We start from the raw sequence: 18,857 nt of genomic DNA on the forward strand, positions 1-18,857 counted from the left end.
GGCCGCGCCGGCCGCGCCGGGCGTAAGACGAAGGAAGGCGCCCCGCACGGGAACTGCACCTCAAAAGTTGGAGCCCCAATTAGCGGCCGCTCTAGCCTACGGCTTGCAGGTCAGGCTTTGTGCTTCTTTTTACCAATGAAGGCTCCGTCCGCGACTCGGGCGGAGCCTTCATTGGTTCTCCCAATGATGAACTCTGGATGTTGGACTTTGTCTGCAAACCACTAGCAATCGGCTAGGTTCGGTTCATCAGTACGGGCATCCCAAGCGTCAGCGGCCCGTGTCACTGTGCGATGCGCGCCCCGCTGGTCCGGGAGACGGTCGTGTAGCCGAACCGGGAGCCCGTGACGCGGACGGTGAGCTTGGTGCCCTTGTCGGCGGTCCGGACCTTGTAGGTCGAATCCCAGGCCCCGGAGATCGGGACACCGTTGCGCAGCCAGCGGTACTTGAAGGCGGTGCCCCAGGTCCAGGTGCCCCGCTTCACGGTCAGTACGTTCCCGGCCTTGACGGTTCCGGCAATCGTCGGCGTGGCCGACGTCAGGGGCAGACCCGCCACCCTCGCCGAAGCGGTGAGCGTCTGGTACTTGCCGCCCGTTGCAGTCGGGTTCACACTGACCGAGAGCTTCTTGCCGGCGTCGGCTTTCGCCAGGACGTAGCTCCAGCCGTAGGCCCCGGCGATCGGGGCGCCGTCGCGCATCCACAGTACATCCGATTCGACCCGGTCATACCAGGGGTCCGGAGTCAAGGTCACCTTCGACCCGACGGTCAGGGTCCCGCGAATGGCCCGCGTCGACTCACGCGCGGTCACGGGCTTGGGTGCGGTGACTTTTACCCAGGCGGTGGTGTAACCGGGGGCGGAGGCGGTCACGAGGACGGTGAGGGTCCTGCCGACTTGGGGCGTGTCCGGGGTGAAAGTCGGGCCGCTGACCGGTTTCTCCACGCCTGGGACCACCCAGTCGTAGGTGACGGTCAGTTTATCGGCCGGTATGGACCAGGTGCCGGCCGTCACCTTCATCACAGAGCCGGTCACGGCGGTCCCGGTCACGACCGGCTTGGTGATATTCGTCAGCTGCTTCAGCTCCACCCCCGCGGCCGCCGGCACAGCCACGCGGTTGGAGTAGGGGTGGTTGCCGTCGTATCCAAGTTCGTCGGTCCTCAGGACCAGGGTGTGGCCCTGATCCGCGGCCGTGATCGTGTAGGTCAGCCCGGTGGCTCCGGCAATCGCGACGCCGTCGCGCAGCCACGTGTAGTGGTGTTCGAACGGTCTGAAAGACCAGGGAACATCATCAGCGCCGGTGAGGACGTCCCCCAGGCCGGTGCCGCCGGTGACCACAGTGGCGGGAGTCGGGTCGTAGTTAGAAACGTTTTCCGGTTTGGAGGTCCCGGTGGCCGGATTGAACCCGGGAGCGTGGCCGGTGACCCGGACGCTGAGCAGCCCCGTCGGACCCCAGCCCGTCGTGTCGAACATTTCCGCGGTGGCACCCGGGATGGGCTTGCCGTCGCGGAGCCACTGGTACTGGAGCCGGATGACCGGAGCGCCCCTGAAAATCCCCCCACCGTACACGAGCACGCCGGGCATATCCGGGTTGGTGCTCGGTGTACCGAAACTAACGTTCTCCGCGACGAGAGACGGGACGGCGCCGCCGGCGTTCGTGACGGGGGCGGTTATGGCGGACTGCAGGGTCGTCTTTGCATAGCCCGGGGCCGCCGCCGTCGTCTTGACCCGGATGCCCTTGCCGAGGTCCGCCGTGGTGAGCAGGTAGGTGGGGCCGGTGGCGCCCGGGACGGGCACATCGTTGCGCAGCCACTGGTGCGTCAGCGTCGCGTCCGCGGGATCCCAGGCACCGTCAACAACGGTCAGGGTGCTGCCGGTCTGGAGGGCACCGCCGATGCCGGGGCTTCCGTTTTTGCCGGGCACTACGGCGCCGCTGACCTGCACCGGGTACGGATGCCCGTCCGGTGCCGCGCAGAATCTGACGGAGTCGACCACCGGGCCGCAGGGATCGGCCGGGGCCGGCGGGATGGCATGCATGAGCTCATCGGCCTGGGCCGGAACGGCGAGGCCGGCCAGCGATAGCGCGGTTAGCGAGAGCGCGGTAACCGCCCCGGCGATGCCGAGGCGGATAGTCTTCTTCTTCAATTTTCCCCCAGTCTTTGAGCCGGCTCCCCGGCTCCCCCGTCGCCGACTATAGTGCCCAGACACCGTTTCGACAATGTTTGCGCAGGTCAGGGCTACGGTGAGGACTGTCCGTAGCTGGTTTCTGCAACGGAACGGCAGGTGGTCCTGGATCAGGCCGGGTGGTGGCCAGGCGGCATTGAACCGCACCTTCCAAATCTAGACTCCTACCTTCAAGTCCAACTTTTGGGGTGCAGTTCACCCGGTGGGGAGCCTTGCTTATTGACTGCTGCGCCTACCGCGGCACAGGACTATTGGGACCTGGGCTACGGGGTCCGGCGCTCTTCTTCCGGCTCGTGCTCCTCGATGAATTCGTCCACGACGTCGGTGCCGTACTTCTCGGCCTGGCGCTTGGCGATCCTGCCGCGGACCACCTCGACGCCGATCGGGATCACGGAGATGAGCACGATGGCGATGAAGATGATGTCCAGGTTGTCCTTGACCCACGGGACCTTGTCCCCGAGCAGGTAGCCGAGGAGCGTGACGCCGCCGCCCCACAGCACCGCGCCGATCACGTTGTAGGTGAAGAACTTGCGCTTGCTCATCTGCGCGACGCCCACAATCACCGGGACGAAGGTGCGGATGATCGGGACGAACCGGGCCAGGATCAGGGCCTTGCCGCCGTGCTTTTCGAAGAACGCATGCGCGCTTTCCACGTTTTCACGCTTGAACAGCTTGGAATCGGGCTTGTTGAACAGGGCGGGTCCCGCCTTGGACCCAATCAGGTAGCCCACCTGGTTGCCGATGATCGCGGCGACGATGATGAGCGCGGTCAGGACCCAGATGTTGACCTGGATGGTGCCGGTGGCCACGAGCAGCCCGGCCGTGAACAGCATGGAGTCGCCGGGCAGGAAGAAGCCGATCAACAGCCCGGTCTCGGCAAAGATGATGCCGCAGACAAGCAGGACCACCCACGGCGCGAAGGCCGGATTCGCCAGGAAAACCTGCGGGTTGAGCCAGTCGGGCAGGAGGGAGGCCAGCTGCGGCTGGACGGGGCCGGCGCCACCAAGGGCGGACACGGCGAGGTCGCTCATTGCTATTACGTTCACCCGTTAAGGGTACTTGACGGCCGCCGGCCGGCCCCGGCGGCCGGTCCGGTGCGGGCGGCGCCGCCCGCGGACGGTAAAGTTGGGCCGTGGCTTTGGACTTTACGGCGATCGACTTTGAGACTGCGAACGGCTTTCGCGGTTCGCCGTGCGCTGTTGGCCTGAGCAAGGTCCGCGGCGGCGTGGTCGTCGAGGAAGCCTCTTGGCTGATGAGGCCGCCGGAAAACCATGACACCTTCGACCACCACAACGTGCGGATCCATGGCATCCGGCCGGACCAGGTGGCGGGACTGCCCCGGTTCGGGGAGCTGTTCCCGGAGATCGGCGCTTTCATCGGCGGCGACGTGCTGGCGGCCCACAATGCAGGGTTCGATCTCGGTGTGATCCGCTCCGGCCTGGAAGTGTCCGGGCTGGCCGGGCCCGCCTACGACTACGTCTGCACGGTGATATTGTCGCGGCGCTGTTACTCCCTGGTGTCCAATTCGCTGCCCTATGCAGCCGAGGAAGCCGGCGTCCCGCTGGTCAACCACCACGATGCCGCCGAGGACGCACGGGCCTGTGCCGGCATTCTGATCGACATCGCCGCCCGCAACGGGGCGGCGAGCATCGCCGAACTCTATCTGTCGCTGGGCCTGACGGTGTCGCACCAGCCGGCGTTCGACCCCCGGCGCGACCCGCTGTCCAAGGCCACCCTGGCCGCGCTGGAGGCGCTCGCCGGGGGAACTGCCGGCTCGCCTCCGGGCCGGCGGTTCGTTGCCGGGTGGCCGGAGGAAGGCCCCAACCCGGTCCCCAACGCCGCCGCCAGCCCCGACCACCCGCTGTTCGGCCAGACCGTCGTGTTCACTGGCGAGCTGGCAATTCCCCGCCCCGTTGCCAAGGTTCGCTCCGCAGAGCTCGGCGCCAGGCCTGAAAGCCGGGTCACGGCCCGCACCACCGTCCTGGTGGTGGGCGACGGGTTCGTGGCCGCGGACCTGCGCTCGGGCCGGTTGACCGGTAAGGCACGCCGCGTCCTGGAACTGCACGAACGCGGGCAACGGATCGAAGTCTTGTCCGAGGGCGAGTTCCTCCAGATGGTCGGCGGACACGTGGCCGCAGCACCCTTCTGAATCGGTCGTGCCTGAACCTACAGTCACATGGCGCAACAATCATTCCAGCCACGGCGCTCCCGCTCGTAGCCTTGGCGGATGAGCAAACCCACGGATGCACAGGCCCCTGCAGTTCCGTCGGAATCAATGCCGGCGAATGAAGTGCCGGCGACGTCAGTGCTGCCGACGCGGGGCATTGACTGGCGGCGGGTGTTCGCGTTTCCGAACCCGGTGAACGAGTACGCCGCCCGCATCACCGCCGCCCTGGTGGTGGCGCTGTCCGCCGTGACCCTGCTGACCGGGTTCGGCTGGGGGCTCGCCGTCATCGCGGCCGGGTTCTGGCTGCGCGTGCTGTTCGGCCCCCGAATCTCGCCCCTGGCCCAGCTCTCGGTCAAGGTCCTGACGCCCTGGCTTGGGCGGACCCGCCTCGTTCCCGGTCCGCCCAAGCGGTTCGCCCAGGGCATCGGCGCCGCCGTGTCGACGGCGGCCGCGTTGCTGCTGGCTGCCGGCCTCGCGCCGGCGGCGTGGGTGCTGCTCGCAGTCCTGATAGCCGCCGCGTCCCTTGAGGCGTTCGCCGGGTTCTGCCTCGGCTGCACCATTTTCGGCTTCCTGCAGCGCCGCGGGCTCATCCCCGCGGATGTCTGCGAAGCCTGCAACAACATCTCACTCCGGGGCGCCTAGGAACTGCTCGCCTGGGACCCGGTGCCCGCCGAAGCTACGAGCCGGTGACGGCCGCCAGCCGTGAGGCCATGCCCCGGATGACCTCCGGCCCCTGGAGCGCCGCCAGCCAGTCCGCCGGCAGGCAGCGCTCGCCGTAGAACGCGCCCAGGATGTTCCCGGCGATCGACGCCGTCGAGTCGCTGTCCCCGCTGTGGTTCACCGCCACCGCGATTGCGGCACGGAAATGGGCCTGGGCGGCGTCGGCCCCGGCACCGCCGGCGGTGGCACTGACGGCTTCCGCCGTCCCTGTTTCTGTACCGGTTCCCGGGGCTGTGGCCAGCACAGCGTACAGCGCAACGGCGAGGGCTTCCTCGGCCACCCACCCCTCGCCGAGTTCGCCGACCAGGTCCTCGGGGCCGAGCACGTCTCCGCCGCCGGGCACGTCACCGGCCAACCGCAGGGCCGTCTCCAGCCGTGCCACCACCTCCGGGTTCGGATCTTCACCCTTGCGCAGGACGCCGCCGAGCAGGTGTCCGAGGGCCGATTCCGCCGCTTCGCGCAGCCCGCGGCCGGAGGACAGGGCAAGAATGAGCAGGCTGAAAACTCCGGCGCTCTGCCGTGCCGCGGGATGGCCATGGGTCAGGGACGCGGCATCGGCACTGAGCTTATAGACCGTTTCGGGTTCGAGGTGGGGGATCAGGCCGAACGGCGCCGACCGCATCACGGTGCCGCAGCCCTTCGAATCCGGATTAACCGGCCGCTTCACGGTACCCATCTCGCCCGTGGCGAGTCCGCTCAGGCATGCGTTGCCGGGCGAACGCCGGCTCTTCAGAACATCCTGGGCATCGATCCAGCGAGGCGGCTGGAACGGGGCCGACGCCGGCACCGCGACGCCCTGGGTGCCCAGCCAGCGCAGGTACGCGAGCCACAGGCACGCGTTGATGTCCGATGCGACGCCGTCGTTGGCCCATTCCAGCGCCTCGAGGAGGCCGTCTGCGGTGTACAGCGTCATTTGCGTGTCGTCCGAAAAGGGGCTGCCGGCGTCGAGCGCGGAAAAATCCTGCAGGCCGGCGGGGCCGAACCGTGCGCGGATGGCGGATATGTCGTCGAACTCGACGGCGTAGCCCAGCGAATCGCCGAGCGCGCCGCCCAGCAGGCAGCCGTGGATGCGCGAGCCGTGGGAAGGGGCGGGGGAGTGTGGCTGGCCGGGTGTTGGGGCGGGTGCGGGGCTGGTCCCGGGCTCGGTGCTCATGCCCTCAAATTTACCCGGCGCCGCACCGCACTCCGCAATGCCGCCGACCCGCGTCCCCTGTACCTAATGACTTCGGCGGCGGATGCGGAAGGCCGGTAGGGTGCTGTTAGGACCCGTCCAGCGGTCAGGCGAGGCAAACGCCGGCGGCGGATCGCCGGGCAGCGGAGGAAACGAATGCGCGAACCAGCGTGGCGGAAGACCGGGACCACCCCCGATTACAGGTTCTCCCTGGCCAACGAGCGGACGTTCCTGGCCTGGATCCGCACGTCCCTGGCCCTGATTGCCGGAGCCCTGGCGATCGACCAGCTGGCCCCGGAGATCGCGCCCGGACCCGTGCGGATCGCGTTGTGCGTCATCCTCGCGTTCCTCGGCGCGGGCCTGGCCGCCCTGTCCTACCACCGGTGGGGGCTCATGGAGGCTGCCATGCGGAACAACAGGGAGCTGCCGTTCTCCGGGGTGATGCTGGTGATGACCATCGGCGTCGCGGCCGCGGCCCTGGTTTTCGCCATTCTGGTCCTGGTGGCGCGGTGAGCCCTGAGGCGGCCCGTGACCCCGGACTGCAGCCCGAGCGGACATCCCTGTCCTGGCGCCGGACCCTGCTGGGCCTCATCGTGGCGGACCTGCTGATCTGGCGAAGCTGGGCGCTCGCGGGGTCCCGGGGCGGCATTGCCGGTCCCGTTGATTTCCTTGGTCTCTGCGCGCTGGCCGCCATGGCCGCGACGCTGGTCCTGGGCGTGTGCGTGCTGGTCCGCGGGCGGGAGCTCCGGCGGTCCAACGCCGCGCCGCCGGCTGCGCTGCTGCGCTGGGCCGCCGTCGCCGTCGTGGCCCTGGCCGCCAGTGCCGTGGCCGCGGTGGCCCTGGGGCGCTAAGCCGGGCGCGCTAAGCCTGAATCCAGCCAACATCCAGATTCCGCTGGCAGACTGCTGGCGGACCATTCTCCGGGCGGCCCAGGCCGCATTCGGACCACCGCCCGGCGGGCCGGTGACGGCGCAACTGCAGCCCCCGGCCGCGCCGCCACCAGCAAAGGAATCCTGACCATGACCCTGCTTGTGCCAGCCCGCGAATCCGTTGGCGTCCAGTCACCGGCCGCGAGCGACGTTTCGCCCCGACCCCGGCTCATGGCCCGGCTGTCCGCCGAGGCGCTGGGGACCCTGATCGTCGTGGTCGCAGGTCTGGGCGTGCCGCTTTTCACCATTCCGCAGTCGAGCCCGCTGCCCGCGGCACTGGCTGCCGGCCTGGCGCTGACGGCCGCGATGCTGGCCGTCGGGTACGTCTCAGGCGGCCACTTTAACCCCGCCGTCACGGTGGGCCACGCCATCTCCGGCCGGATCCGGCTTGCCGACGCCGCCGCCTACATCGGCGCCCAGCTTGTCGGCGCCGCGCTCGGGGCCGTCGCCCTGTTCGGCGTCCTGCGCACCGTTCCGACCATTGATGACTCGCAGGCCGCATTCGCCACCGTGGCGGCCGGATTCGGCGAGCACTCGGTCATCCAGGTGCCCATGGCCGGCGTCCTGCTCGTGGAGGTCCTAGGCACGGCTCTGCTCGTGGCCATATTCCTTGCTACGACCGCCAGCCGGAATCCCGCCAGGGCGGCTGCCCCCTTCGCGGTCGGCCTGACGACGGCGATGCTCCTGCAGTTGGGCCAGGCCCTCGGCAATGTGCCGTTCAACCCGGCCCGGGCAACGGCGTCGGCCCTCTTCAGCGGCCCGGATGCGCTCGGGCAGCTGTGGCTCTTCTGGGTGGCACCGGTGGTCGGTGCGGCCATCGCCGGGCTGGTTTTCCGCGGCTTCGCCCAGACCACTGCCAAGCCTGGCCAGGCCACTGCCCACGCCGACGGAGCGCCAACGGACGCCGGCTTGAACGATGCCGACTCCGGTGACGCTGACTTCGATGCCGCCCCCGCCGCCTCCGCGTCCGCTTCGGCCGCCCCCGCCGGCGAGGACGAGGCCCGCAGCTTCTTCGACCGCAAGGGTGGAAAGTAACCACGCCTGACCACCTATAACCTCCGTCACCCTCACGGGGTGGTGGCGCAAGAGTGTCGGTGCCAGCCGATACCGTAGGAATATGCGGTTATTGCACACCTCCGACTGGCACTTGGGCCGGTCCTTCCACGGCATCGGCATGCTGGACGCCCAGCGCGCCTTCATCGACCAGCTGGTGACCTTTGTCCGGGAAGAGAGCATCGACGTCGTCCTCATCGCTGGGGACGTCTATGACCGCGCACTGCCGGGAGTCGACGTCGTGGGCCTGCTGGATGACGCCCTGGTGCGCCTCACCGGGGCCGGCGCCGAAGTTGTCCTGACCAGCGGCAACCACGACTCCGCCATCAGGCTGGGGTTCGCGTCGCGGCTGCTTGAGCGCGGGGGAGTGCATTTGCGCACGCGGCTGAACGAACTGGACGTTCCCGTACTCTTTCCGCTCGGGGGCGACGCCGTGAACGATACAGAGCCGGTGCTGGCCATTTACGGGATCCCCTGGCTGGAGCCCCGGCTGGTCGCCGAGCAGCTGGGCGTCGAGACCGCGAGCCACTTCGAGGTCACACGCGCCGCCACCGAACGGATCCGTGCCGACGTGCAGCACCGGAGTCAGACCCGGACCGTCCATTCGGTGGTCCTGGCGCACACCTTCGCCAGCGGCGGCATCAGCTCCGACAGCGAACGGGATCTGAGTATCGGCGGCGTCGGCGCGGTCCCGCTGGATCTCTTCGACGGCTTTGGCTACACGGCCCTGGGCCACCTGCATGGCCGACAGCAGCTCTCCCCGGCGGTGCGCTACTCCGGCTCTCCGCTGGCGTACTCCTTCTCGGAAGCGAAGCACACGAAGGGCAGCTGGCTCGTGGAGGTCGACGCCGAGGGAATCGGTGGGGTGCAAGAGGTGCACTGGGACGCACCCCGGACCCTTGCCGTGCTTCGCGGAAAGCTGGCTGACCTCCTGGAGTCGGAGGACTTCGCCTGGGCCGAGGCCGCCTATTGCCAGATCACGCTGACGGACGAGGCCCGCCCGGCACAAGCAATGGACCGCCTGCGGGCACGGTTCCCCGACACCCTGGTGCTCGGTTTCGATCCCGATGGTCCCGGCGCGGCACCGAAAGCCAGCTACAGCAGCCGGCTTGCCGAAGCCGAGGATGACCTCTCTGTCTGCTGCGGATTCCTCGACCACGTCCGCGGTCGGCCCGCATCCGACGCCGAGGCAGCTGTTCTCGCTGAGGCGCTCGACGCCGTGCGCCTGGAAGGGGTATCCCTGTGAGGATCCACCGCCTTGAGATTTCCGCCTTCGGCCCGTTTGCCGGCACGGAGCGGATCGACTTCGACCGCCTGAGCGCACACGGGCTGTTCCTGCTCAACGGCGCCACCGGCGCGGGCAAGACCAGCGTCCTGGACGCCATCTGTTTCGCCCTCTACGGATCGGTTCCCGGCGTCCGGCAGGACGGGAAACGGCTACGCAGCGACCACGCGGAGGCCGCGGCCGAGCCGCGCGTCACCTGTGAGTTCTCGGCCAAGGGCCGGCATTTCGAAGTCTCCCGGTCACCCGCCTGGGACAAGCCGAGCGCCCGGGGCAGGAACGGCTTCACGCTCCAGCAGGCCAACACGCTGCTGCGCGAACGCATCGACGGCGCGTGGGTGGAGAAATCCGGCCGGAATGATGAGGCCGGAGCCGAGATCGCCGACGTCCTGGGCATGAACCGGGACCAGTTCACGCGCGTGGTCATGCTGCCGCAGGGCGATTTCGCGGCTTTCCTGCGCTCCAAGGCCTCTGACCGTCTGGAGCTGCTGCAGAGCCTTTTCGGCACCCAGCGCTTTGAAGCCGTGGAACAGGAACTGTCCCGGCAGGCGCAGACCGCCAAGGCCGAGGTCGCCAGCCTCAGTGCGAAGCTGGACCTGCTGCTGGCGCAGGCGGAGGCCGAAACTGCGGCGCTCGAACTCGAGCCCGACGGCGCCCCCGGCAGGGACGAGCCCGATGCCCTGTTGGCCTGGCTCGACGGCGCCGCGGCAACCGCCGCGGAAGGCCGGCGGACCGCCGCCGCGGCAGCCGAGAAGCAGGCCGCCGAACATACCGCCCTGTTGGAGGCCGCCAACGCGCGGGCAAACCGCCACGCCAAGCTTGCCGCCGCGGAACTGCGGCGGATTGACGCCGACGCCGCCGCCCCCGTCCTGGCGGGCAAAGCCGTCACACTGGGCCTGCACCGCCAGGCCGAAGTGCTCGGCGGCCAGCTGCAGGCCGTCGAAAGCGCCGCGGCAGCCGAGGACCTGGCAGGAACGGCCCTGCTGGCGGCCGCGCGGCAGCTGCGGTCCGCGGCAGCCACAGACCCGGAGCTCGCCGGGCAGGACCTCATCCACGCAGGGGCTGGGGGCGCTGCCGACGGCGTTGCCGACGACGCCGCGGACCCCGTCCGTGCGGGGAATGCCGCCATGTTGGACAGCGCGGCCGTCCGGAGCACTCTCGCCCGGCTGCGGTCCCTGTATGCCGTGCTCACCGAACGCCTGCCCGACGAATCCCGGTTCACCGGACTCTCTGACCGCGGCAGCCGGCTGCGCCTGGAGTTGCAGGAGCTGGAAACCGGACGGCTGACCGGGGCCGCCGCCCTGGACGCCCTGCGCACTGAGTCGGCGGCCCTGACCGCCGGAATCCGCCCCCTCGAGGAGCTGGCCGCGGAAGTCCAGCTGCGCACCAAGGAGGCCACGGCAGCTGACGAACTCGTGACCATCGTTGGCCGCTTCCTCGCGGCCGAGGCCGGGTGCACGGCAATCGCCGCGCAGCACGCCGCGGCCCGGAACGTGCACCAGGACCGGAGGCAGCACTGGCTGGACCTTCGTGAGCAACGGCTCACGAACGCCGCCGCCGAGCTCGCCACCCAGCTCCTGGACGGAGTTCCATGTCCCGTCTGCGGCAGCCCGGAGCACCCGGCGCCCGCCCCCGCGGCAGCCTCTGCCCTGGCCGTCGCCGAGGCCGAGAAGGCCGCGCAACTGGCCAGCGACACGGCAGAAGAGGCCCTCGCGGCCCTTGGACGCGAGCTCGCCGACGCCGAGCAGAACGTCGCCGTCCTGGCGGCCCAGGGCGGCAGCACACCTCCCGGGGAAGCCCGCGAGGAGGCGGCCCTGGCCCGGGAACGGGCCGATGACGCCGCCCGCGCTGCCACGGACCTTGCCGCCAGCCGGGCCCGGCTGGCAGAGCTCGAAGCGGCCATCGACGCCGCGGACCGGGCGCAGGCCGAGGCCGCCTCCGGCATCGCCCAAACGCAATCGACCATCACCGAAATCGACGGACAGGCAGAGGCCCTCGAACACGCCCTGGACACGCTGCGCGCCGGCCACGCGACTCTCGAACAGCGGATCGCCGCCCTGACGTCCACGGCGGCGGTCCTGGAGCACGCCGATGCCGCCCAGTCCGCCCTCGACCAGGCCGCCGCCCGCACCGCGGAGGYACGCCGGCACCTTGAACAGGCCCTCCCTGGGGCCGGATTCAGCACCGAAACCGCGGCGCGGGAAGCGCTGCTGCCAACGCCGGTGGCAACAAGTCTCGAAACGGCCATCCGGGCCGGACAGGATGAGGCCGCCAGGATCCAGGAACTGTTCGCCGGCGAAGACCTCGCCCTGGCGGCAGCCGAGCGGGCCGCCGGGGACGTCGTCCGCGATGACGCCCTCGCAGCGCTCAGGACTGAATCGGCGGCGGCTGAACGCAAAGCCCGGGAAGCTGTGCTTGCGGCCGGGCTGGCGGAAAACTCGCTGCGGACCCTCGGACGCATCGCCGGTGACTACGCGGACCTCGCCGCCGCCGGCAGGGAGCCGCGGGACCGGGCCGCGCTGCTCACCGCCGTGGCCGACGCGGCCAAGGGCGGCGGAGACAACACCTACCGCATGAGCCTGAACAGTTACGTCCTCGCCGCCCGGCTCGAGCAGGTGGCCGTCGCCGCCTCCGAACGCCTGATCGGCATGAGCGATGGCCGCTACACGCTGCAACACACCGACGCCAAGGCAGCACGCGGCGCGAAGTCCGGCCTCGGCCTGGAAGTCGTGGATGAGTGGACCGGCCAGCGCCGGGACACCGCCACCCTCTCTGGGGGAGAGTCCTTCATGGCCTCACTTGCGCTGGCCCTCGGACTGGCGGACGTCGTGCAGCACGAGTCCGGCGGCGTCGACATCGAGACTCTCTTCGTGGACGAGGGCTTCGGCAGCCTCGACGAACAGGCGCTGGAACAGGTCATGGACGCCATCGAAGGCCTCCGCGACGGCGGCCGGGTGGTGGGGCTCGTGAGCCATGTCGCCGAAATGAAGCAGCGCATTGGCACCCAACTCCAAGTGGTCAAGGGCCGCAGCGGCTCCGCCTTGCACATCAGCGACGACACCCGGGTCTGAGCCCTTCTCTGGGATCCGTCCCGTTGCCTCTCTGGGAACCGGCCCTGGGACCCGTCCCGGGGCCTGGTCCCGGGACGGCGGTTACGGGATCAGGTATCATTGATCTGTTACCGGGTCGCGCGCATCGGGAGGAGGGACGATGCGCACTATTTGAGCGAATCCGGAAACCATGAACCCTTCACCGTCTTCTTTGGCGTCTACTCTTGACGCCCCAATTTCGACCGACGCCCAGGCTACGCCCGCCGCCCGGCCGTCCGCCGCAGTGCAGGCCCCTGCCCCCGCCAAGGGCGGCCGCTACGCGCAGCTGCCACTGCTGGCCGGCCGCAGCTTCATCCCACTGGGGCTCTTCGCCCGCCTGCCGCTGGCCATGCTCACTGTCGGCGCGCTGACGCTCGTCACCGCCGTCACAGGCTCCTACGCCGTAGGCGGCGCCGCAGCCGGCGCCGTCGGCATCGGTTCCGCACTGGGTGCCCCCGTCCTGGGTGTCCTCGCTGATCGGCTTGGCCAGCGCGGCGTCCTGCTCGTGTCCGCCATCGCCAACACCGTGGCCATCGTTGCCCTGATCCTCACGGCATACCTCATCCCCGGGGTCCATGACCTTGCCGCCGCCGTCCCCGTGCTGGCCGCGGCCTTCGTGGCCGGGGTGAGCTGCCCGCAGGTCGGTCCGCTGGCCCGGGTCCGTTGGATGGCGCTGACATCCCGGACGTCCGGGGCCGGAGCCCGTGCGGGCGGAAACTCCGCGGACCTGGACACCGCCCTTTCCTATGAGAGCACCGCGGACGAGCTCACCTTCGTGCTCGGCCCCGCACTCGTCGGTATCCTCGCGAGCTTTCTCGCACCGTGGCTGCCGCTGGCCCTGGCCGCGGCACTGACTGTTGTCCTCGTGCCCGCCTTCGCCGTCCACCCCACGAACCTTGCGGTGGTCCGCACAGCGCGGCGCCGGCCCGCCGGACCGGCAGCAGGACTGTCAGCCGGTCTGGCTCCGACAGCGGCGGGGGACGGCCGCGGGGACACCCGCACGGCAGCCCAGCGCGCCAGGACCTTCGCCGCCGTCGCCCTTCCCGTGCTGGCGATGGTGTGCATGGGCACCTTCTTCGGCTCCACCCAGACAGCGCTGAGCTCGTTCTCCGCCAGCTTCGCCACCTCCGAGCTCGCGGGCCTGCTCTACGCCGTCATGGGCCTGAGCTCTGCGGCGGCCGCCCTTTCGGTCGCGTACTGGCCCCGCCGCTTCACCGTCAACGCCCGCTGGATTGCGTGCGCGGCCCTCATGGCCGGCCTCGCATCACTGTTGTTGCTGCCCTCGACGGCGCTGCCCATGGTCCTTGTGCTGCTGGTCCTTGGCCTGCCGGTCGGGCCGCTCATGGTCACCGTCTTCGCCATCGGCGGCCTCGTGGCCCCGGCCGGAAAGCTCGGCACGGTCATGACAGCCCTGGCCAGCGGCATCGTGGCCGGCACCGCGATCGGATCCTCGATCGCCGGACAGCTGGCCCAGAACTTCGGGTATTCGACGGCGTTCCTCGTTCCGGTGTGCGCCGCTTCGGCGCTGTTCCTGCTGGGAACGGCCGCCGCCGTCGTACTCCGGCAGCGCGGAAAGAAGGCGGCGCCCGCCGCCTAAGCCCCCGCTAACCCGCCGTTGCGCTATCACTTTTGGTCCCTAAAACGGCGCCAGAACGACATCTACTGATAGGGCATCGGCGGGAAGGGGGCGACGGCGGCCGGGGCCCTGTGGGGGCTTAGCCCAGCTGCGCCTCGATGCGACGCGCCGCCTCCGTCAGGGCCGCGGCGACCTCGTCCGGATCCTGCGCGGCGCGGATGTAGACGACGGCGAGGGCGGCCGGCCGGCCGCCCGGCACCCGCAGCGGCACCGCGATCGAGGACACACCGGCGATCACTTCGTCATGGCTTGCGGCAAAGCCGCGGCGCCGGGCCTCCGCCGCTTCGGCCCGGTACGGGATGCCCGGAACCAGGGCCCGCCACTCCTGTTCCAGGAAGGCGGACTGGATGGCGATGCCCGGCGCCCCGGCGCTGATGGGATGCCGCGACCCCGGGTGCTGCACCACCGCGGCGCCGCTGTGCCGCGGGTCCACCGTCACCAGCGTCACGCACTCCTCCCGGTCCCAGACCGCCACGAAGGCGCTCATGGTCAGGGTGTTGGCGAGCTGGGTCAGTTCCGGCAGGGCCGCCGACTGGAGGTCGCGGGAGACCCCGCGCGCCAGGACGGCCAGACCCGGGCCCGGCTGGACGCGGCCGCCGTCGTCGCGCACCAGCAGTGAATGGTCTTCCAGGGTGCGCAGGATCCGGTAGGCCACGGAGCGGTGGACGCCCATGGCATCGGCGAGTTCGGCAATGGTGAGTGGCTGCTCCGCCTCGGCGAGGATCTCCAACGCCCTGATGCCGCGGGACAGCGTCTGGGACGGGGAAGCCTGGGCGGTGCCGGCGTTCGGGGTCATGGGGTCCATCCTAGGGGCGGGGTCGCTGGACGCCGGGCGCGCCGGGCAACCCTTGTATTCCGGCTCACGGTCCGCTAGCGTTCTATATGGGAACTACTTGTTCGATTATAGAACACACCCCATCCAAAACACAGGTCACTCAATTCACGGGTCAGCCAAACCACAGCCGAGGAAGACCGCAACGAACGCAAGGGATCAGTGATGATTGCCAAGCCACGCGACCACGCCGGGGGTGTCCAGGGCCAGGGCGCGCTGTCTGCCCCGCGGGCCAACCACTTCCGGGGCAGCCTCGGCAGGTTTGCCACCGGCGTCGCGATCGTGACCTTCGACGGGGTCACGAAGCGCCACGGCATCACCGTGAACTCCTTCACCTCGGTCTCGATGGACCCCCCGCTGGTTCTGGTGAGCATCGCCCGCACTGCCAAGGCCCACGATGAACTCGCCGGCCGGCCTTTCACCGTGAATATCCTCGGCGCCGAGCAGCGGTACCTGGCCATGCACTTCGCCGGCCGGCCCGGCCCCGAACCGCTGTGGGTGGAGGGGGACACCGCGCCGCGGCTGTCCAACGTCCTCGCCTATTTCGAATGCAGGCCCTGGGCGGCGTACGACGGCGGCGACCACACCCTGTATATCGGCGAGGTGGTGGACTTCAACTACCGCAACGGCGATGCCCTGGCGTTCGCCAACGGCACCTTCACCACCATCCCGGAAAGCCTGCTGGGCATGGAGGACCTGCTCTAGCGCCGCGCCACATCCATTCACCACAGCTCAGCTCAACGACGACTGGAGGAAGACCAATGGGCATCCGCACCGGACGGCAGTACCTGGACAAGCTCAACGCCATGACCCCGCATGTGGTGATCGACGGCGAGGTGGTCAGCGAGAAGATCGCCGAGCACCCGGCTTTCCGCAATGTGGCCCGCTCCTACGCCGGGCTCTTCGACATGCAGCACGACCCGAAGTACCAGGACGCGCTCACCTACACCTCGCCCAGCACCGGGGATCTGGTCAACGCCTCCTTCCTGGTGCCGAAGACCATCGAGGACCTCCAGCGGCGGCGCCGCGCCATCTCCACCTGGGCCGAGTCCTCCAACGGCTTCCTTGGCCGCTCCGGGGACTACATGAACTCCGCGCTCACCGCGCTGGGCACGGCGGGGGAGTGGTTCGCGCAGGCGGATCCGAAGTTCGGCGAGAACATCCGCAACTACTACGAATGGGCCCGGGAAAACGACATCCTCGCCACGCACACGCTCATCCCGCCGCAGGTGAACCGCTCGGTCTCCGGCTCGGAGCAGCTCGGCGGGCAGCTCTCGGCCCGGATCGTGGAGGAGCGAGAGGACGGGATCGTCATCCAGGGCGCACGCATGCTCGCCACCATTGCCCCGATCGCAGACGAGCTCCTCGTGTTCCCGTCCACGGTCCTGCGGGGCACCCCGGAGGACGCGCCCTATTCCTACGCGTTCGCCATCCCCAACGATGCCCCGGGCCTGCGCTACCTCTGCCGCACCTCGCTGTACAACGGCGGCAGCACCCACGACGAGCCGCTGGCCTCCCGCTATGAGGAGATGGACGCCGTCGCGGTCTTTGACCACGTCTTCGTGCCCAACGAGCGCATCTTCATGCTCGGCCACCCGCAACTGTGCAACAGCTTCTACACCGAAACCGGTGCCGGCGCGCTCATGACCCACCAGGTGGTCACCCGCACCATCGCCAAGAGCGAGTTCTTCCTGGGCCTGGCATCAGAACTGGCCGACTCGATCGGCATCGACGGGTTCCAGCACATCCAGGAGGACATCGCCGAGCTCATTATCGACGTAGAAATCGGCAAGGCGCTGGTCCGCGCCTCCGAGGCCGACGCCGCGCTCAACGACGCCGGCGTCATGCTGCCGAAGTGGTCCACGCTGAACGCCGCCCGCAACTGGTACCCAAAGATCGCCCAGCGCTTCCCGCAGATCATCCGGAAGTTCTCGGCGTCGGGCCTCATGGCCCTGCCGGGTGAGGCGGACGTCAACAGCGAGGCCCGGGAGGACATCGAGCTGTACCTGCAGGGCAAGACCCTGACCGGCCCCGAGCGCGTCCGGCTGTTCAAGCTGGCCTTCGACGCCTCGATCTCCGGGTTCGCCGGGCGCCAGTCGCTCTACGAGTACTTCTTCTTCGGGGACCCGGTCCGCATGGCCGGGGCCCTGGTAAACACCTACGACCGCGGCCCGGTCCGGGAAAGGGTCCGCGAGCTGCTCAACCGCACGGACTGACCCGCGGAAGACATTCCCCGGGAATATGTGTGCCCTATCACATATTTCATAGTAGTATTTAGGATACTAACTGACCGTTCGATCAGTAATTCCAGCAGGACTCAGTTATCCACTTCGCACCCACATTAGGCAGTACCTCTGCCCCCAGCAACGGAGTTTCAATGACCGCAACTTCACGTGTCGATACCGAGGCGGGTCCCAGCAGCAAACATGAGGAACGCAAGGTCCTCGCCGGGACCCTGGTCGGCACCACCATCGAGTGGTACGACTTCTTCATTTTTGCCCAGCTGACAGCAACGCTGCTGTCGCCGTTGTTCCTCGCCCCGCTGAACGAATCCAACCCGGGCCTGGCGCAGATCCTGTCCTTCGCCCTCATCGGCATCAGCTTCCTCTTCCGCCCGCTCGGCGCGATCGTCGCCGGCCACCTGGGCGACCGCCTCGGACGCAAGGCCATGCTGGTCTTCACCCTGATCATGATGGGCGCCGCCACGGCCCTGATCGGCATGCTGCCCACCTACGCGCAGATCGGCGTCTGGGCCCCGATTCTGCTGATCCTGCTCCGCGTCATCCAGGGCTTCTCCGCCGGCGGTGAATGGGGCGGCGCTGCCCTGATGGCCGTGGAGCACGCTCCCAAGAGCAAGCGCGGCCTGTTCGGCGCCTACCCGCAGATCGGCGTTCCGGTCGGCATGATCCTCGCCACCGGCCTGCTGTACTTCCTCAACACGTCCATGTCCAAGGAAGACTTCGCGTCCTGGGGCTGGCGTGTGCCGTTCCTGCTCTCCATCGTGCTGATCGTGGTCGGCTACCTGATCCGCCGGGCAGTCGCTGAGAGCCCCGTCTTCAAGGAGATGCAGGACCGCAAGGAAGAAAGCAAGGCGCCCCTGGGCGAGCTGCTCCGCAAGCACAAGAAGGCCGTCCTCTATTCGACGATGATCTTCATCGGCAACAACGCCGCCGGCTACCTGCTGATTGCCTTCTTCATCTCCTACGCCACCAAGTCCCTCAAGATGCCCACCCCGCAGATCCTGCTGGCCACCACGCTGGCTTCCTTCGGCTGGCTGATCTTCACGCTGGTCGGCGGCTGGCTGTCGGACAAGATCGGCCGCGTCAAGACCTTCCTGATCGGCTACGGCATTGTCTTCGCCTGGATGATTCCGATGTTCGCCCTCATCGACACCAAGAACATCGTGCTCTACGGCGTGGCGCTGTTCGTCCTGACCATCGGCCTGGGCCTCTCCTACGGCCCCATGTCCGCCATGTACGCCGAGATGTTCCCGCCGGAGGTCCGCTACTCGGGCATCTCGATCGGCTACGCCTTCGGCGCCATCCTTGGCGGCGCGTTTGCAGCCACCATCGCGGAGACCCTGCTGCAGGGCACCCACTGGACCGGGTCGATCGGCATCTACATCATGATCCTCTGCGTCATCTCCGCCATCGGCGTCCTGCTGGCCGGGGAAACGAAGGGCCGCCCGCTCGGCGTCAGCCATCACGCGCCGGCCGAAGAGGCCAAGCGCTAGCCACAAAGCAAGGCACAAAAGAGGCACGGACCGCGGTCCGTGCCTCTTTTGTGTTTGCCTGTGGCGGCT

The 18,857-nt window shown here is 68.9% G+C and carries 15 protein-coding genes; 11 read left to right on the forward strand and 4 right to left on the reverse strand.

Translation table 11 applies throughout. The features are described from left to right. Positions 1-280: 280 nt before the first annotated feature. Both AC1DZQ_RS19125 and AC1DZQ_RS19130 read right to left on the reverse strand, forming a co-directional pair. The gene (locus AC1DZQ_RS19125) at positions 281-2,137 is read right to left on the reverse strand and encodes a hypothetical protein (protein WP_476964979.1); all 1,857 of its coding nucleotides are present in this window, start codon (positions 2,135-2,137) and stop codon (positions 281-283) included. A gap of 302 nt (positions 2,138-2,439) precedes the next feature. Beyond that, positions 2,440-3,207, reverse strand: a complete 768-nt coding sequence (locus AC1DZQ_RS19130; protein WP_476965003.1) for a VTT domain-containing protein — start codon at positions 3,205-3,207, stop codon at positions 2,440-2,442. Positions 3,208-3,308: 101 nt separating this feature from the next. On the opposite strand from AC1DZQ_RS19130, the gene AC1DZQ_RS19135 reads away from it, so the two are divergent. Then, positions 3,309-4,325, forward strand: coding sequence for a 3'-5' exonuclease (locus AC1DZQ_RS19135; RefSeq protein ID WP_476964980.1), 1,017 nt, complete (start codon positions 3,309-3,311; stop codon positions 4,323-4,325). 78 nt (positions 4,326-4,403) lie between these two features. Beyond that, positions 4,404-4,985 (forward strand): DUF4395 domain-containing protein, encoded by a 582-nt coding sequence (locus AC1DZQ_RS19140; protein ID WP_476964981.1) that lies wholly within the window; start codon positions 4,404-4,406, stop codon positions 4,983-4,985. 34 nt (positions 4,986-5,019) lie between these two features. On the opposite strand, the gene AC1DZQ_RS19145 is transcribed toward AC1DZQ_RS19140, so the two are convergent. Next, on the reverse strand, positions 5,020-6,216 hold the full coding sequence (locus AC1DZQ_RS19145) for an ADP-ribosylglycohydrolase family protein (RefSeq protein WP_476964982.1): 1,197 nt from the start codon (positions 6,214-6,216) through the stop codon (positions 5,020-5,022). A 174-nt stretch (positions 6,217-6,390) separates the two neighbouring features. Between AC1DZQ_RS19145 and AC1DZQ_RS19150 the strand changes: the two genes are divergently transcribed. From AC1DZQ_RS19150 to AC1DZQ_RS19175, 6 genes are all read left to right on the forward strand, one after another. Next, positions 6,391-6,747 (forward strand): YidH family protein, encoded by a 357-nt coding sequence (locus AC1DZQ_RS19150; protein ID WP_476964983.1) that lies wholly within the window; start codon positions 6,391-6,393, stop codon positions 6,745-6,747. Then, on the forward strand, positions 6,744-7,085 hold the full coding sequence (locus AC1DZQ_RS19155) for a DUF202 domain-containing protein (RefSeq protein WP_476964984.1): 342 nt from the start codon (positions 6,744-6,746) through the stop codon (positions 7,083-7,085). Before AC1DZQ_RS19150 ends, AC1DZQ_RS19155 begins: the two co-directional genes overlap by 4 nt. Positions 7,086-7,253: 168 nt before the next feature. After that, entirely contained in the window at positions 7,254-8,198 is a 945-nt protein-coding gene (locus AC1DZQ_RS19160; RefSeq protein WP_476964985.1) for an MIP/aquaporin family protein, read from the forward strand. Positions 8,199-8,280: 82 nt separating this feature from the next. Continuing rightward, positions 8,281-9,462, forward strand: coding sequence for an exonuclease SbcCD subunit D (locus tag AC1DZQ_RS19165; RefSeq protein WP_476964986.1), 1,182 nt, complete (start codon positions 8,281-8,283; stop codon positions 9,460-9,462). Then, positions 9,459-12,569, forward strand: a complete 3,111-nt coding sequence (locus AC1DZQ_RS19170) for an AAA family ATPase (protein ID WP_476964987.1) — start codon at positions 9,459-9,461, stop codon at positions 12,567-12,569. Before AC1DZQ_RS19165 ends, AC1DZQ_RS19170 begins: the two co-directional genes overlap by 4 nt. Before the next feature lie 169 nt (positions 12,570-12,738). After that, complete coding sequence (locus AC1DZQ_RS19175; RefSeq protein WP_476964988.1) at positions 12,739-14,184, forward strand: MFS transporter; 1,446 nt, start codon at positions 12,739-12,741, stop codon at positions 14,182-14,184. A gap of 118 nt (positions 14,185-14,302) precedes the next feature. Here AC1DZQ_RS19175 and AC1DZQ_RS19180 read toward each other — a convergent pair whose 3' ends face one another. Further along, complete coding sequence (locus AC1DZQ_RS19180; RefSeq protein ID WP_476964989.1) at positions 14,303-15,019, reverse strand: IclR family transcriptional regulator; 717 nt, start codon at positions 15,017-15,019, stop codon at positions 14,303-14,305. Positions 15,020-15,220: 201 nt separating this feature from the next. On the opposite strand from AC1DZQ_RS19180, the gene AC1DZQ_RS19185 reads away from it, so the two are divergent. The 3 genes from AC1DZQ_RS19185 to AC1DZQ_RS19195 all read left to right on the forward strand — a co-directional run bounded on the left by AC1DZQ_RS19185 (position 15,221) and on the right by AC1DZQ_RS19195 (position 18,788). Continuing rightward, the gene (locus AC1DZQ_RS19185) at positions 15,221-15,760 is read left to right on the forward strand and encodes a flavin reductase family protein (protein ID WP_476964990.1); all 540 of its coding nucleotides are present in this window, start codon (positions 15,221-15,223) and stop codon (positions 15,758-15,760) included. 56 nt (positions 15,761-15,816) lie between these two features. Further along, the gene (hpaB, locus tag AC1DZQ_RS19190; protein ID WP_476964991.1) at positions 15,817-17,271 is read left to right on the forward strand and encodes a 4-hydroxyphenylacetate 3-monooxygenase, oxygenase component; all 1,455 of its coding nucleotides are present in this window, start codon (positions 15,817-15,819) and stop codon (positions 17,269-17,271) included. 161 nt (positions 17,272-17,432) lie between these two features. Beyond that, positions 17,433-18,788 (forward strand): MFS transporter, encoded by a 1,356-nt coding sequence (locus AC1DZQ_RS19195; RefSeq protein WP_476964992.1) that lies wholly within the window; start codon positions 17,433-17,435, stop codon positions 18,786-18,788. Positions 18,789-18,857: the final 69 nt, after the last annotated feature.

It is taken from the genome of Arthrobacter sp. P1_C12_2, assembly GCF_056406415.1.